This is a genomic window from Rothia nasimurium, from assembly GCF_928382285.1.
GTDB lineage: Bacteria > Actinomycetota > Actinomycetes > Actinomycetales > Micrococcaceae > Rothia > Rothia nasimurium_E.
Window position 1 is genome coordinate 195,740 of the sequence record NZ_CAKMSS010000001.1, and the last position, 14,781, is coordinate 210,520.

General features: G+C 61.5%; 15 protein-coding genes. 8 read left to right on the forward strand and 7 right to left on the reverse strand.

Features of this window, described 5'->3' with window-relative positions; genetic code table 11:
• Positions 1-147: 147 nt before the first annotated feature.
• Positions 148-1,482, reverse strand: coding sequence for a septation protein SepH (gene sepH, locus L6758_RS00815; RefSeq protein WP_237205074.1), 1,335 nt, complete (start codon positions 1,480-1,482; stop codon positions 148-150).
• A 423-nt stretch (positions 1,483-1,905) separates the two neighbouring features.
• On the opposite strand from sepH, the gene L6758_RS00820 reads away from it, so the two are divergent.
• Positions 1,906-2,205: a DUF4193 domain-containing protein gene (locus L6758_RS00820; RefSeq protein ID WP_083091691.1), complete on the forward strand. Its 300-nt coding sequence runs from the start codon at positions 1,906-1,908 to the stop codon at positions 2,203-2,205.
• A 111-nt stretch (positions 2,206-2,316) separates the two neighbouring features.
• Here L6758_RS00820 and L6758_RS00825 read toward each other — a convergent pair whose 3' ends face one another.
• A complete protein-coding gene (locus L6758_RS00825; protein ID WP_237205075.1) occupies positions 2,317-2,784 on the reverse strand; it encodes a DUF3093 domain-containing protein in 468 nt (155 codons plus the stop codon).
• 133 nt (positions 2,785-2,917) lie between these two features.
• On the opposite strand from L6758_RS00825, the gene dut reads away from it, so the two are divergent.
• Genes dut through L6758_RS00840 form a run of 3 tightly spaced genes read left to right on the forward strand, consistent with a single transcriptional unit; the run spans position 2,918 to position 4,768 of the window.
• Complete coding sequence (dut, locus tag L6758_RS00830; protein WP_237199541.1) at positions 2,918-3,361, forward strand: dUTP diphosphatase; 444 nt, start codon at positions 2,918-2,920, stop codon at positions 3,359-3,361.
• A 34-nt stretch (positions 3,362-3,395) separates the two neighbouring features.
• Positions 3,396-4,226 (forward strand): DUF3710 domain-containing protein, encoded by an 831-nt coding sequence (locus tag L6758_RS00835; protein WP_237205076.1) that lies wholly within the window; start codon positions 3,396-3,398, stop codon positions 4,224-4,226.
• Positions 4,227-4,231: 5 nt separating this feature from the next.
• Positions 4,232-4,768, forward strand: a complete 537-nt coding sequence (locus L6758_RS00840) for an asparaginase (RefSeq protein ID WP_237205077.1) — start codon at positions 4,232-4,234, stop codon at positions 4,766-4,768.
• An 80-nt stretch (positions 4,769-4,848) separates the two neighbouring features.
• On the opposite strand, the gene L6758_RS00845 is transcribed toward L6758_RS00840, so the two are convergent.
• Positions 4,849-5,502, reverse strand: a complete 654-nt coding sequence (locus tag L6758_RS00845; protein WP_237185374.1) for a potassium channel family protein — start codon at positions 5,500-5,502, stop codon at positions 4,849-4,851.
• Positions 5,493-6,185: a potassium channel family protein gene (locus tag L6758_RS00850; protein ID WP_237199538.1), complete on the reverse strand. Its 693-nt coding sequence runs from the start codon at positions 6,183-6,185 to the stop codon at positions 5,493-5,495. The genes L6758_RS00845 and L6758_RS00850 overlap by 10 nt, the downstream gene beginning before the upstream one ends.
• A 192-nt stretch (positions 6,186-6,377) precedes the next feature.
• Between L6758_RS00850 and L6758_RS00855 the strand changes: the two genes are divergently transcribed.
• Together L6758_RS00855 and L6758_RS00860 are read left to right on the forward strand one after the other, a co-directional pair.
• The gene (locus L6758_RS00855; RefSeq protein WP_237205078.1) at positions 6,378-8,330 is read left to right on the forward strand and encodes an APC family permease; all 1,953 of its coding nucleotides are present in this window, start codon (positions 6,378-6,380) and stop codon (positions 8,328-8,330) included.
• Positions 8,331-8,369: 39 nt separating this feature from the next.
• Positions 8,370-9,830, forward strand: coding sequence for a class I SAM-dependent RNA methyltransferase (locus L6758_RS00860; RefSeq protein ID WP_237205079.1), 1,461 nt, complete (start codon positions 8,370-8,372; stop codon positions 9,828-9,830).
• 174 nt (positions 9,831-10,004) lie between these two features.
• Here the strand turns inward: L6758_RS00860 and L6758_RS00865 are convergent, their stop codons facing one another.
• The 3 genes from L6758_RS00865 to L6758_RS00875 all read right to left on the reverse strand — a co-directional run bounded on the left by L6758_RS00865 (position 10,005) and on the right by L6758_RS00875 (position 11,227).
• The gene (locus L6758_RS00865; protein ID WP_237199535.1) at positions 10,005-10,598 is read right to left on the reverse strand and encodes a hypothetical protein; all 594 of its coding nucleotides are present in this window, start codon (positions 10,596-10,598) and stop codon (positions 10,005-10,007) included.
• Positions 10,595-10,831, reverse strand: coding sequence for a helix-turn-helix domain-containing protein (locus L6758_RS00870; RefSeq protein WP_237199534.1), 237 nt, complete (start codon positions 10,829-10,831; stop codon positions 10,595-10,597). Before L6758_RS00870 ends, L6758_RS00865 begins: the two co-directional genes overlap by 4 nt.
• Before the next feature lie 198 nt (positions 10,832-11,029).
• Entirely contained in the window at positions 11,030-11,227 is a 198-nt protein-coding gene (locus L6758_RS00875) for a DUF7455 domain-containing protein (RefSeq protein ID WP_135011882.1), read from the reverse strand.
• 223 nt (positions 11,228-11,450) lie between these two features.
• Between L6758_RS00875 and L6758_RS00880 the strand changes: the two genes are divergently transcribed.
• Positions 11,451-13,544, forward strand: a complete 2,094-nt coding sequence (locus L6758_RS00880) for a DNA gyrase/topoisomerase IV subunit B (RefSeq protein ID WP_237205080.1) — start codon at positions 11,451-11,453, stop codon at positions 13,542-13,544.
• A 36-nt stretch (positions 13,545-13,580) separates the two neighbouring features.
• Positions 13,581-14,597: a malate dehydrogenase gene (locus L6758_RS00885; RefSeq protein WP_237199533.1), complete on the forward strand. Its 1,017-nt coding sequence runs from the start codon at positions 13,581-13,583 to the stop codon at positions 14,595-14,597.
• The last annotated feature ends 184 nt before the right edge of the window (positions 14,598-14,781 follow it).

Here is a 14,781-nt window from a genome sequence, read left to right on the forward strand (position 1 = left end):
CTGAAAGCTTGCCGGTACTGTGGTGCCTCTAACGAAAATGCTGGCGGTGCGGGGCAACCCCTTCCGTTTCTCGTCAGACGGTAAGGCCCCGCGTTCTACCTAGACAGGCGGACGCGGGGCCATAACCTACACCGGATAACGGTGGCTCTATCGGCGCTGGTTGCCGAAGATGATGTCATCCCAGCTCGGTACGCTCGTGCGCTTGGCCCGGCTCGACTTGGGCTGCTGGGTCTTAGGCTCCTCTGCCTGCTCGGCCTGAGCCTCAGGGGTATCTTCTACAGCTTCGGTGAGGGGAGCATCAGCATTCTGGGCGTCGTTTTCACTCTTAGACTCCACAGCGACGGGCGAGCCCTCAGCTCCCTGGACCTGCTCATCAGGCAGGGCGCCCTGAGCAGTTGAAGTCTCGGCGGGCAGGGGGGCTTCTTTAAGAGCTGCCGGAGATTCGGCACCCATCTCGCTAGCCTCCTCAGGCACCTGCTGCTCTACGGTATTTTCACTAGCGGTATTTTCGCTAGCGACTGTCTGCGGCTGGGCTGTTTCGTCGACTACCGACGCAACAGGTTCTTCGGCTTCAGGGGCAGGTTCGGCCTGCACCTCGGCCGCGGGGGCAGGGCGGGAGCTGCGGCGGGCACGTTCGAGCAGGTCGGCTAGTTTGCGCTCGCTGGCGGGGTCAAAGGAGCGGACGCCGCGGCGAGCGGTGAGCTCGTCGAGCAGCTCGTTCTGTTCCTTCTGCTCGGGCACGCTCACGCGGGTCAGACGGGGTTCAGCGACCTGAACACCGGCGGTAGCGGGGGCTGCCTGTTCAGAGGCTTCCTCCGCAGAGTCCTCCTGAGGAGCTGCAGCCTGTTTAGCCGGGCCCGGAATGGGGGCATCGTGGGAGTGGTCGCGGCCCATGAGGAAGTAGGCGGCTTCGTTTGAAGCGTAGATGCTCTGGTTGGCAGGGTTGAAGTTCCACCGGGCGGGGAACATGACGCCGCGGGGCAGGTTGGCCTGGGCGTCCTCGCCTAGCTCTACATCGACAGACACGGTCCACTGGCCAGATTCCTGCTGCCAGGTGCTCCATTCCATGGGGGCTTGGGCGAAGCCGAAGCGCTCAGATACGGCTTCGATGTGCTGGTTGAGGCTTTGTGCCGCTCCGCCCTGGCCGGGGGCGGGGGAGATGACCACGGTGCGGGCTGTCTGGATGATGTTGTCGCGTTCAGCAATGATGGGCCACTCGTAGCGGCGCACGCGCTCCGGCTCCCACCCTGACTCTGCGGCAATCTCTTCAACCGTTGCACCCTGGCGGAAGCGGGTCTGGATATCGCGGGGGCCAAAGGCTCCGCTAGCGCTGCCGCCGCGCAGGGGGCTGATACGGCGGGCACGGGCAATGCTCTGCCGTAGGTTCTGGTCGATGGGCAAGAGGTAGGTTGCGCCGTCAGATGATTCGAGGACGAGGTTTTCACCGTCGTCGTGAATGCCAGCAAGTCGCAGTTCTCGCACTGCTCGGTCTCCTTAGATGGGGCCGGGCACCACCTCAACAGAGAGGGGTGCTCACTTCAATCTTTACACTTACTTGAAAGACTACCGGCTCAAGCTGTGCTTGAAAGCTAAAGTAGCTGGGGCAGGGGCGAAGTTTTGAAAAAACCCGGTTTTTCAAGGGTTTTTTGCTCAAGTTCAGCAAGAGCTTGAAATATTTTTCTTGCCCCGAGGTGCCCCCGGTCAGGCCTTTGTGACTCGCTGAGAGAGAACATGAAGTTTGCACTTGCATTATCGGGGGCAATGGTGAACAATTCTACCCGTCACCTCAACACAGTCGTAGACCCTGACGAGCGCAGAGTTGGTCGACACCAAGACCGAGGTGCAGGTACCCCAGACCAGACAGAGGGGGTATCTACCCTTCGCACACTTAATACGGAGAAAACCATGGCAACCGATTACGATGCACCTCGCAAGCAGGACGAAGAGAGCAAGGACCAGTCCTTTGAGGAGCTGCGTTCACGCCCCTCAGAAATGCAGTCAGGTGCAGTGGATGAGGACGAAAACGCAGCGGCCGAAAGTTTTGAGCTGCCCGGTGCTGACCTCTCCAATGAAGAGCTGAACGTTGTGGTGCTCCCTGCACAGGACGACGAGTTCACCTGTGCTTCTTGCTTCCTGGTGCGTCATCGCTCCCAGATTGCCCGCGAAGAGGGCGACCTCAAGTTCTGCATCGAGTGCGAGAGCTAAAGACTAAGAAACTTCAAAAGTAAGAGGGCGGGCCCGCGTTATACAACGCGGGCCCGCCCTCGTATCGCATAGAGATGATGCCTGCCAGGTGCTTAGCAGCCTTTGGACCTCTTAGTCCTCTTCGGGTAGCCCCTCATTCAGGATGGCAGCAATTTTTTCTGGGTGGCGGGAGGACGCAATCCAGTAGGGAGTGGGGTCTGCCAGGTCAGTAATCTGAATGCGAATCACCGAGGTGATCCACCCGCGGAAACACATGTAGGCGCGGCCATCGAGGGCCGGGCCGGTAGCGAGGCGGGCATCTTCACCTCGGAAGGCGTAGGCTCGACCAACATAGTCACGTTCGATACGGGCCCGGCCAAAGCGCACGGTAGTTTCGGTAATTTCGATGGTGGGGGAGCTGCCGTAGAGTATTCCGCCGACCAGCAGGAACATCACGATACCGGCAATAATGCCAGCGGTGATATTAATCGGTGCGCCGACCAGGAAAGAGGCTAGGCCAACGCCCAGGCAGCCTATCCACAGGCCGATTCCGGGGGTCAGACGTTCACGGTACAGCACGGTGGGGGCGGTAGCAGGCATAGCTTCCTTCGACGAGGGACAAGTTGTGAAGTATGAGCCGGGGCAAACCCGGTGCACAGGTTCTAGTCTAAGGGGTTTTGGCGCCTGATGTGGGCAGCACCGGAGCGCTTAAGCCGGTACAGTAAAGAGGGTGATGAACCAGCTTAAGATTGATATCAAGATGCTCGATGAGGGAATTGAGCCCCCCGCCTACGCTCAGCCAGGGGACGCCGGTGCTGATTTGCGCTCGCGCGTGGACCTCACCCTGCAACCGGGTGAGCGGGCCCTGGTGCCGACCGGTGTGGCGATTGCCCTGCCTGAGGGGTATGTGGGTCTGGTACACCCCCGTTCGGGCCTGGCTGCTAAGCACGGCATTACGATTGTGAACGCACCGGGCACCGTTGATTCCGGGTATCGGGGGGAACTTATGGTCTGCCTGCTCAACACCGACCGGGAGCAGGCTTTTGAGATTCAGCGCGGTGACCGCATTGCCCAGCTGGTTATTCAGCGGTTTGAGTCGGCAACTTTTAATGTGGTGGAGAGTTTGAGTGAAACCGAGCGTGGAACTGCCGGGTTCGGTTCAACGGGCGTACAGTAAGAGCAGTAGATAGGCGAGGGCCGAAGGAGGCACTATGTTTGGTTTTGGTAAGAAAAAGAATGACGCGGACGCCGCGGCTGAGCGTGAGCAGGGCGCAGCAGCTGCCGCTGTAGAGAGCGACGAGAAGGAAATCGCCGCTGAAGAGGCACCTGCTGAGGCTGCTCAGGGAGGCACCCAGCAGCCTGTCGCGCAGGAGGAGCCTGCGGCGTCCTTCGTGGAATTTACCCGTGAGAACGGCCCCTTTGACATCACCGAGCAGCGTACCGGCTCTAGCTACATCGACCTGGGTGGCCTGCTGGTCAAGAGTAACCCCGGGCTGAACCTGCGCCTTGAGGCGGACCAGAAGACCCAGCAGGTTATCGCGGTGACCTTGCAGCTGGGCGAAGGAACCCTGCAGGTACAGGCTTTTGCGGCTCCTAAGAGCCGCGGTATCTGGGATGAGATTCGTAAGGAACTGTCTGAGAGTGTGCGCCGCCAGGGTGGTCAGGTTGATATCAACGACGGCCCCTTCGGGCGTCAGCTGATCTCCCGCGTGCCCGCTGAGCTTCCCGACGGACGCAAGGGCTTCCGTATTGCCCGCTTCGTTGGTGTGGACGGGCCCCGCTGGTTCGTCCGCGGTGTCTTCTCGGGCAAGGCCGTGCTACCCGGTGAGAGCGCTACCGCCCTTGAAGAGGTCTTCCGCACCATCGTGGTCAACCGTGGCTCTGACCCCATGCCCCCGCGCGATCTTTTGCCCATGCGCGTGCCCCAGAACATTCAGGACGCCGCAGCCGCCCAGGCCGCTGCCGCAGCGGCTGCCCAGGCTGAGAAGAAGCCCACCGTTGAGGTGCCCCGCCGCGGCCCCGAAATCACTGAAATCGGCTAGCGCCCATGCCTGAGACTCAGTCTCCTTTTACCCAGCAGCGGGCTGCCGGGCCGGTGACCCGCCTGGAAGAGTACCCCGAGCGGTTTCGCGCCAGGGCCGCCGGGCGGGTAACCCGCGTGCACATGTCGCATGTGGGGGCTAACCCCCGGTTCGAGGTGACCCTGCTGGTCGATAAGTCTAAGCCCCTGCCTCCGGCGAAGACCCACCCCATGACGGGTATGCCCATTGCAGAGACCGGTGAAGATCTTGATGACACCACCGATGTGAGCACCACCGAAGACACCTCAACCGGCCAGATTTCTGTGCTGGATGAGGAGACCGGCTTCACCACCCGGTTTAGCGTCAACAGGGCGGCTCCCCGGGTGCTTTACCCGGAGTTTCCGCCCCTGAGCCCAGGTACGGTGCTGACCCTGATTTGGCAGGGCCAGCGTCAGGTGCCGGGTATAGAGGCAGGCGGCTATCTTCGGGTCTCGGGCATGCTGAGCACCCGCGAGAAGCCCCTCATGTACAACCCGCGCTACGAGATTGTTCCGGCCCTCTAGTAGCAAGCACAAGGACGCCGGCCCCACCTTCGGCGAAGAAGGTGGGGCCGGCGTCCTTTTGCTGATAAGCAGGAAGAGGGCTAGCTGAAGAGGGCGCGGATGTCGTCCTCACCGGTGGGGGTGGTGATGAAGAAGAGCTCGTCGCCGCCCTCAATCACGTCGTCGCCGCTCGGGGTAATCGGTACCCCGTCGCGCAGAATAGCGGTAAGGGTGGTCTCGTAGGGCCACTGAACGTTATCGACGGTGTGGCCAATAATCGGGTGGTCGGTGGGCACGGTGTACTCGACCAGGGTGGCGCTGCCGGTCTTGAGGGTCAGCAGGCGCACGACGTCGCCCACCTCAACGGCCTCTTCCACCAGGGCGGTCATGAGGCGGGGGGTAGAAACCGCAACGTCCACACCCCAGGAGTCGTCGAAGAGCCACTCGTTTTTGGGGTTGTTCACGCGGGCCACGGTGCGGGGCACCCCGAACTCACTGCGGGCCAGCAGCGATACCACCAGGTTGGTTTTATCGTCGCCCGAGGCTGCCACAATGACGTCCGCGTTCTCGGGCTTGGCCTGACGCAGAACGGACAGCTCGCAGGCGTCCCCAATCACCCAGTGGGCGTGCTGAATGTCGCTGCGGGAAATCGCCTCGGGCTTGATGTCGATAATGGTGACCGTGTGGCCGTGAGAAAGCAGCTCGCGGGCGCTTGATGAGCCCACCGAACCAGCGCCGATAATGATTACTTCCATTCCAGATCCCCCTCAGCGTTGCGTGCTGGGGGAGCACCCAGCACCCTGGCAATGTCGTTGATGTCTTCGGTGCGCATCATGGCGTGCACCGTATCGCCCTGCTGGTAGGAGGTCTCCTTGGTGGGGAGCATGCCCTCCCCAAACCGGGTCAGGTAGGCCACGCGCACACCGGCAGCCTGCTCAATCTCGGTCAGGGCGTGCCCTGCCCAGTCCTCGTGCAACTGTAGCTCACCGAGCATCAGGCGGCCCGAAGCCTCACGGAAATCACCGGCCATAGCCTGCTCCGGCAAAATGCGGCGCAGCACCTGGTCAGTCGACCAGCGCACCGCAGCCACCGTAGGAATACCCAGACGCTGGTAGAACTCAGCCCGGTTGGGGTCGTAGATACGGGCCACCACGTGCTGCACCCCAAAGGTCTCACGGGCCACACGGGAGGCAATAATGTTGGAGTTATCGCCAGAAGACACCGCGGCAAAAGCGTAGGCGTGCTCAATACCGGCCCGCTTGAGGGTCTCGCGGTCAAAGCCCACCCCGGTCACCTTCTTACCCGCAAAATCCTTGCGCAACCTGCGGAAAGACCGGTCATCCTGATCGATTACAGCAACCGAATGACCCGCATCTTCTAGGGTATGGGCCAGCATAACGCCCACACGACCAGCACCCATAATCACAAAATGGGGCACTTAGCACCTCACGAAACCACGACGGAAACAAACATAAACCCCGCACAGCAGGGTTGCCTCTAGTCTACGCCCGGCGGCCCCACCACCCAACCGGCGCGCCATAGCCGCGCGGGGGGGGGCGTCCTGACCCACGAGCAAAATGTGGTGTGTATAGCTGTGTTTTCCCGGCTCTACCGACTACGGTTAGAGCCTGTGAGAAATATTAGGAGCGCGGCCACCCGCCTGATTTTTGGTGCCCCCGTCACCAGCAGGCACGCCAAGAAGGGCAACCTGCCCAAACGCCGTGCCCTACCCCTCTTCGGGGCGGACGGGTTCTCGTCGGTTGCCTATGCCCCCGACGAAATTCTGCTGACCCTGCTCCTGGCCGGCCACGGTGCCTTAGCCTACTCGCCCCTGGTGGGGCTGGGTATTGCCCTGATTCTGCTGGTTGTGGTGGGTGCCTACCGCTATAACATCCAGCATGTGGGGGAGCACGGCGACTTCGCCCTGGTGCACCAGAACCTGGGGATAACCGCCGCTATCGTGCTGGGCGCTGCCCTGATGGTTGACTTTATGCTCACGGTTGCGGTGTCGCTGTCTTCTGCTGCCCAGTACCTTGAATCGATTACCCCGGTACTGCTGGGGCATCAGCGGCTGATTGCCTGTTCCCTCATTGCTCTGGTGACCTTTATCTGTCTGCGCGGCCTCAAGGTGATGCTGCGGGTGTCGCACCTTCCCTCCTACGTCTTTTTGGTGCTGCTTGCAGTAACCGTGGCCTGCGGTCTCATTGCGGACGCCACCGGGCAGCTCGGGCGCGCAGTATCGGCTGAGTACACGGTGGTGGTACCCGACGGTGCTGCCGAGGTGCTGACCACCCAGCTCGGTGTTGGCCTGCTGTTGGTGAGGGCTTTTGCCTCGGGTTCTGTGGCGCTGACCGGGGTAAACACCGTCAGTAACGCCGTGAAGGCCTTTGCGCCGCCGCGTCAGCGCAACGCTGCCACCAGCCTGATGGTGATTGGCGGCCTGTCTGCCCTGTCCCTGCTGGGGGTGCTCTACCTGGCCCGGCAAACCGGGGTGGTCAGCGTCCTTGACCCAGCTCAGGGGCTGCTGATCAACGGGCAGCCCGCGGGCGAAGACTTCCACCAGGTACCCGCTCTACTCCAAATCACCGACGCTATCTTCGGCATCCCCCTGGCCAGCGTCCTGCTGGGCGCAGCCACCATCGGAGTGCTCATCGTGGCGGCCATGACGGCCTTCACCGGCTTCCCCATGCTAGCGACCACCATCGCCGCGAAGCAGTACCTACCGGTGCACCTCTCAGCGCGCAGCTCCACCGCGCTCTACGCCAACGGCGTGCTGGCCCTGGGATCCAGCTCTATGCTGCTGGTCGCTATCGTCGGCCCCAACGTGCACGCCCTGGTGCAGATGTACATTGTGGGTGTCTTTACTGCCATGACCCTCACCCAGTACGCGGTGCTCCGCAACCGCTGGCGGGCCCAGCGCATCACCCTCGATACTAAAAAACGCCGCACCCTCTGGCGCGACATCGGCATCAGCGCCATCGGTACCGGCGCATCGGTTACCGTGCTCGTGGTCATCATTCTTACCAAGTTCACCCACGGTGCCTGGGTCACCGTGCTGCTCATTCTTCTTCTGACCTGGCTCATGATCAAAACCAACAAACACTACAGCAATATCGACCGGCAGCTAGCCCTCTCAGCCGACCCCGAACAACTGGCCGCAGACCGGGCGCTGCCCTCCCGCGTCCACGCCCTCATCTACGTTGAGCGGGTACGCAAACCTGTGCTCCGGGCCCTCGCCTACGCACGGGCCTCCCGCCCCTCGTCCATCGAAGCTCTCGTGGTGAACGTGGACGAAGCCCGCACCCGCGAAAACATCGACACCTGGGAAGCCCTCGAACTGCCCGTCGACCTGACCGTACTGGACTCGCCCTACCGCAACCCCGCCGCCAGCGTGCTCGAATACGTGCAGCAGATGCGCCAAAAATCCCCCCGCGACGTACTCGTGGTCTACCTGCCCGAATACGTGGTCTCCCACTGGTGGCAGGGCATCTTCCACCGCCGCACCGTGCACAAACTCAAAGCCCGCCTGCGCCACGAACCGGGCGTCGTCGTGGCCTCCGTGCCCTGGCAAATCGAACGATAAAATACAAACCCACCGAGCCACCCTCAAAGCGAGAAACACATGTCTACCACCCCCACAACACCCGAACCCGCTATCGGCGACCTCCTAGAACTCACCCCCGAGCGTCCGGCCCACGGCGGCGCCCTCGTCGCTAGAGCGGGCGACCGCGTCATCTTCGTCCGCCACGGAGTCGTGGGGGAGACCGCCACCGCCCGCATCACCGGCCGCGGCCCCAAAGGCCGCTTCTTCTTCGCAGACGTCGTCTCCGTAGAGACCCCCGCACCGCAGCGCCGCCCCCACCCCTGGGCACCGGCGGACGCGCTCGCGTCCGCTCACCCCCTCGGCGGTATGGAATATGGCCACCTGGACCTAGCGACCCAGCGGGCCTACAAGCAGCAGATTGTGACCGAACAGCTGGTGCGCCTGGGCGGGGTGCCAGAAAACCACCCGCTACTGGCCAACCTGCCGGTCCATGCCCTGCCCGGTGATGAGCAGGGTCTGCACTGGCGCACCCGAGTGCATTTTGCAGTGGAGCGCGAGAGCCAGCAGATCGCCATGTTCCCGCACTCTAGCTCGGTGCCTGTCCCCGTTACGGGCTTCCCCCTGGCCGATGAGCGCATCGAGGCCCTAGAACTGCATCGGCTCAAGCTGGCCGGTATCACCCGGGTTGATGTGGCTGTAGCAGCCACCGATATGCTAGCTGTGGTCTTTACCGTGTCAGCGCGGACTACGCCTGCTGAGATTGCCGAAGGCATCGAAGAGCAGGCCCGGGCCCTGTGGGGGTCGCTGGAAGAGCGCATGATCACCCTGGTCTTTACCCCCGAGAAAAAGGGCGGACGCCGCCGCGGCACCAAACCTGCCGACGTCATCGCCGGTGCCGCCAACCCCAATCTGTTGGAAACCGCCACCGTCTACGCCCAGGACTTCTACTGGAACGTGGCTGCTACCGGCTTCTGGCAAATCCACCGGGCTGCCCCCGAGGTGCTGGGTAACGCCGTGCTTGAGGCTGCCCGCCTGAAAAAGGGGATGACGGTCTACGACCTTTACGCAGGTGCGGGCTTCTTCACCGCACTGGCCGCTGACGCGGTGGGGGACAGGGGCACGGTGCTGTCCGTTGAGGGATCCCCGGTGACCAGCAGCAACGCGTCCGAGAACTTTGGCGACGAAGGCCCGTCACGCACTCACAGGTCTGAGCGGACGCGTGTGCGCGTGGAACGCGGGGACGTCGCCCGGGTGCTTGAGAAGATCAGCGGTGAGGTGGCCGAGGGGCGCTACGCCGCCCCGGACGTGGTGATTTGCGACCCGTCTCGTGAGGGCGCAGGCCGTACCGTGATGGAGCAGGTATCTGACCTGAACCCCTCCACCCTGGTCTATGTGGCCTGCGACCCGGCAGCCCTGGGGCGCGACACCGGCTATCTGCGCGCAGCGGGCTGGCGACTTGTACGCGTTGAAGCCTTCGACATGTACCCTAACACCCACCACGTGGAAGCGGTAGCGGTGTTTAGCCGGTACGGGGCCTAGGCAAGACGCTGCGAAAGGAGCAGAATCTCTGAGGCTTATTCAGAAGAGGTTACGCAGGCTCACGCTCGCTGCCGACCCTCTCGCTGGTTCGCTTCGCTCACAAGCGATTCACGCCAGCCCCGAGCCAGCAGCTTCGCTGTGAGCCTGCTTCACCTATCCTTATGAATAAGCCTTCTAGATGGTTCCGTCTGAGTCTTCTTGCAGAGTTAGTCCTCGTCGTAGGGCTCCCTCAATAAAGAACAGTGTGGCAATAAAGAGAACCGTTATGAGCCCCTGGTCTGACATAAAAGTTGGTTCTGACTCAAGCTTGCTGAGCCCTACGGATTTTTCTATTCCGCGGGCGGTTAAATCGGTGAGTAGGGAGTACCCAATCATTCCGATAAGTAGTACAACGGGGACAACCCGAAGGCGGTTCAGAGCCTTCAGCGTGAAATCTGCCTTGCGGTAAAAAGACTTAGCGACTTGATGAAGAAGTACAGCTACACAAAGGTACATGAGGAACTTCCATGCAAAAGCCGACCAAGCCAGAACCTGGGTTCCCGTGTTAAGCCCCTCGGAACTGACCCAGTAGGTACCGCCCTCTAGCTCAGGATTGTAGCGGTGAAGAGAGCTGGGAATTCCCTGCTCTGGCCACTGCACAAAGGCAAGGTAAAGAATAAGTACTACAGCAAAAGCTGTATAGCCTGTCGCAACTGAGAACTGGTATTCAGCAGGCTGGGGCTTGCTGTTGTCGGCTGTAAGACCAAAGTAGTTTGATAGAGCTTTCATGAGTCTTTTCCTTCGTCCTTGTAGGTAAAGATGTCACCAGGGGTGCAGTCGAGCACCCGGCAGAGGGCGGTGAGGGTGGTAAACCGGACGGCGCGGGCGCGGTTATTTTTCAGTATGGAAAGATTTGCAACAGAGACCCCTACTTGATTTGAGAGCTCCACCAGGCTCATGTTGCGCTCTGCAAGGAGGTTATCTAAGTGGCAGGTGATGCTGTGTCCTTCTTCTGATGCCATAGGGTCCTTTGGTGCGGTAAGTCATATTGATTATCAATATGGCCCTATCGTTTCATATTGAAAATCGATATGCAAGGCTTCTTTGAGCCCATCATGAAAAGAAAAGACCAGAAAATCAGAAAAACCCACCTAGTTCGTGGGTTTTTCTGATTTAAATGGTACCTACCCGGCGGGGTGGGGCGGGCAGGGGAGCAGACGTTAGCTCAGGCGGTCAGTCTGGTCGTCCCACTCGGCCGCTACAGCGCGCAGGGCCTCTTCCTTGGCACGAGCATGGTGGCCGCAGAAGAGCAGGTCCAAACCTGACTCCATCACCACACGCACATAGGCCTGGGCGCCGCAGGCATCGCACCGGTCAGCAGCTGTCAGTTCGCGGCGGGTCTCAAGAGTTGCACTCACGATAGGCTCCTTTCAAAAGCTTTCTTTCTTACCCTCCATACAATCACCGACCGGGCCGCCCCGCACGTCCTTTCGCCCACAGCGCTAAACCCCTGGCGTCAGCCCAAGCCGACGCCGGGCGTCCGCACCGGCACAGCTCAGGCACAGCAGCGGCAAGACCCGCCAAACCGAACACGTGTACTACACTAGATAGGCACCCCGTCCATACCTGCAGGAGAGTTTCGTGGCAGCAAACAACTACACCGCCCGCAACCTATCGGTGCTCGAAGGCCTCGAAGCCGTACGCAAGCGACCCGGCATGTACATCGGCTCCACCGACTCGCGCGGCCTTATGCACTGCCTCTGGGAAATCATCGACAACTCGGTCGATGAGGCCCTGGCCGGGTATGGCCAGTCCATCCAGGTCATCCTCTATAAGGACGGCTCAGTTGAGGTTCAGGACGACGGCCGCGGCGTGCCCACCGACATCGAACCCCGCACCGGCCTCTCCGGTGTTGAGGTGGTCTACACCAAGCTGCACGCCGGTGGTAAGTTCGGCGGCGGCTCCTACAACGCCTCGGGCGGCCTGCACGGTGTGGGTGCCTCGGTCGTCAACGCGCTCTCATCCCGCCTGGACGTACAGGTGGACCGCGGTGGCAAGACCTACCAGATGAGCTTCCGCCACGGCGTGCCCGGGATCTTCGAGGACGCCCGCACTCCCAAGCCCGACGCCCCCTTCACCGCTTCCACCGACGCCCTGCAGGTGGTGGGTAAGGCTAAGCGCGGGGTCACCGGAACCCGCGTGCGCTACTGGGCCGACCCCATGATTTTCACTCCGGACGCCCGGTTCAGCTACGAGAACCTGGCGGCTCGTGCGCGCCAGACCGCCTTCCTGATTCCAGGCCTGCGGATTGCCGTGCGCGACGAACGCCGCCTACCCGGCACCCCCGGCGAATTTGAGACCGTTGAGGAGGTCTTCCAGCACGATGGCGGTATCTCTGAGTTCGTGGACTACCTTGCCCACGACCAGGCCGTAACCGACATCTGGCGCTTCACCGGCACCGATACCTTCACCGAGACCGTCCCTGTGCTTGACGCTGAGGGGCACTCCCAGCTGACCGAAGTGGAACGCGAGTGCGAGGTTGATGTTGCCCTGCGCTGGGGTACCGGCTACGAAACCAAGCTGCGCACCTTCGTCAACATCATCGCCACCCCCAAGGGCGGCACCCACCAGACCGGCTTTGAGCAGGGCCTGCTCAAGACCTTCCGCAAGCACATTGCCGATAATGCGCGTAAGTTCAAAGCTGGCACCGACAAGATCGAAAAGGACGACGTGCTGGCGGGGCTGACCGCTGTGCTCACCGTGCGTCTGGCTGAGCCCCAGTTTGAGGGCCAGACCAAGGAGATTCTGGGTACCCCGGCGGTGCGTCAGATTGTCTCCAAGGTGGTTGCCAAGCAGCTGGCGGCCAAGCTGAACTCCACCGCCCGGGGCGAGAAGACCCAGGCAGCGGCTGTGTCTGAAAAGGTGGTCGCCGAGATGAAGTCGCGTATTTCGGCGCGAGTTCACAAGGAAACCCAGCGCCGCAAGAATGCCCTGGAAACCTCGTCGATGCCCACCAAGCTGGTGGACTGCCGGTCTACCGATGTTGAGAAGTCTGAGCTCTTTATTGTGGAGGGCGACTCGGCACTCGGCACAGCCCGCCTAGCGCGGTCCTCGACCTACCAGGCCCTTTTGCCCATTCGCGGCAAGATTCTGAACGTGCAGAAGGCCTCCCTGACCGACATGCTGGCTAACGCCGAGTGCGCCGCCATTATTCAGGTCATTGGGGCTGGCTCTGGCCGCACCTTCGACCTGGAGCAGAAGCGCTATAACAAGATCATCATGATGACGGACGCGGACGTGGACGGCGCCCACATTCGCACCCTGCTGCTGACCCTCTTCTACCGTTACATGCGGCCGCTGGTTGAGGCAGGCCACGTTTACGCTGCCGTACCGCCCCTGCATCGGGTTGAGGTGGTTAATCGTGGCAAGGCTAATGAGATGGTGTACACCTATTCTGAGAAGGAGCTCCACGAGCTCTTGGATAGGTTGGAAGCTGAGGGCAAGAGCTATAAGGAACCAATCCAGCGCTATAAGGGCCTGGGTGAGATGGACGCTGACCAGCTGGCGGAGACCACCATGGATCCCCGTCACCGTATGCTCCGCCGGGTTCGGGTTGAGGACGCTGAGGCCGCCGAGAGGGCCTTTACCCTGTTGATGGGCTCAGAAGTTGCTCCGCGTAAGGACTTCATTATCCGCGGTGCGACCAAGCTCGACCACACAGCTATCGACGCTTAAGCGTGTTGTGGGCAGGGGAAGGGTAAAATGTTGTGCATGACACATGCAATGAAGCACCCTGTTACTGTCACCGTTACTGGCGCCGCTGGCCAGATAGGGTACGCCAGCCTCTTCCGCATCGTGGCAGGTGAAATGCTGGGCCCCGATACTCCAGTGCGCCTGCGCCTGCTCGAAATTCCTGCCGGTCTCAAGGCCGCTGAGGGCACCGCGATGGAGCTTGCCGACTGCGCCTTCCCCCTGCTTGAATCTGTCGATATCACCGATGACCCCTCCGTTGGCTTCGACGGCACCAATATTGCCCTGCTCATTGGCTCCCGCCCCCGCATAAAGGGCATGGAGCGTGCCGACCTGCTCGAAGCCAACGGCGGTATTTTCTCGGTGCAGGGGAGGGCTATCAACGACCGGGCCGCTGATGATGTGAAAGTAGTTGTGGTGGGCAACCCGGCTAATACCAACGCCCTCATTGCCGCCTCCCATGCGCCGGACGTCCCCCTGGAACGGTTCACCGCCCTCACCCGCCTTGACCACCACCGGGCGGTTGCCCAGCTGGCTGCCGCCACCGGTGCTACCGTGCCCGAAATTGACGGCATCACCATCTGGGGTAACCACTCTGCCAGCCAGTACCCCGACCTCTTCCACGCCACCGTCGGCGGCCGCCCCGCTATCGACGCCCTTGCCGACAAGAACCTTGGTCAGACCTGGATCGAAGAAACCTTTATTCCCACCGTTGCCCAGCGTGGAGCCGAAATTATCGCGGTGCGCGGTGGCTCGTCCGTCGCCTCCGCTGCCCATGCTGCCCTGGCCCACGTGCGTGACTGGGTGCTGGGAACGGGGGAGCGGACCACCTCTATGGCGGTGCCCTCCGACGGCTCCTACGGGGTGCCCGAGGGGCTCGTCAGCTCTTTCCCCGTCAAGTGTTCATCAGGTGGATATGAGATTGTTCACGGTTTGCAGCACTCAGATTTTGCCAGCCAGCGCATCGCGGCCTCTGTGGCTGAGCTGGTTGAAGAGAAGGACGCCGTCGCCCAGCTTGGCCTGCTCGGGCCCCGCTAAGACGCCCGCCCCGGCGTGACTAGACAAAGTGTCACTAACTGGGTGCCCGGTGTAAAAAACCTGCTGAGACTCCCGCTGAACCCTCTAGGTCAGCGGGAGTCTTAGCGTTTAAGTGACCTTTAGTGAAGCGTCAAATCACCTGGTGAAGAGGTCAAAACTACCCTAAGGGTACGCTCATGCAAGC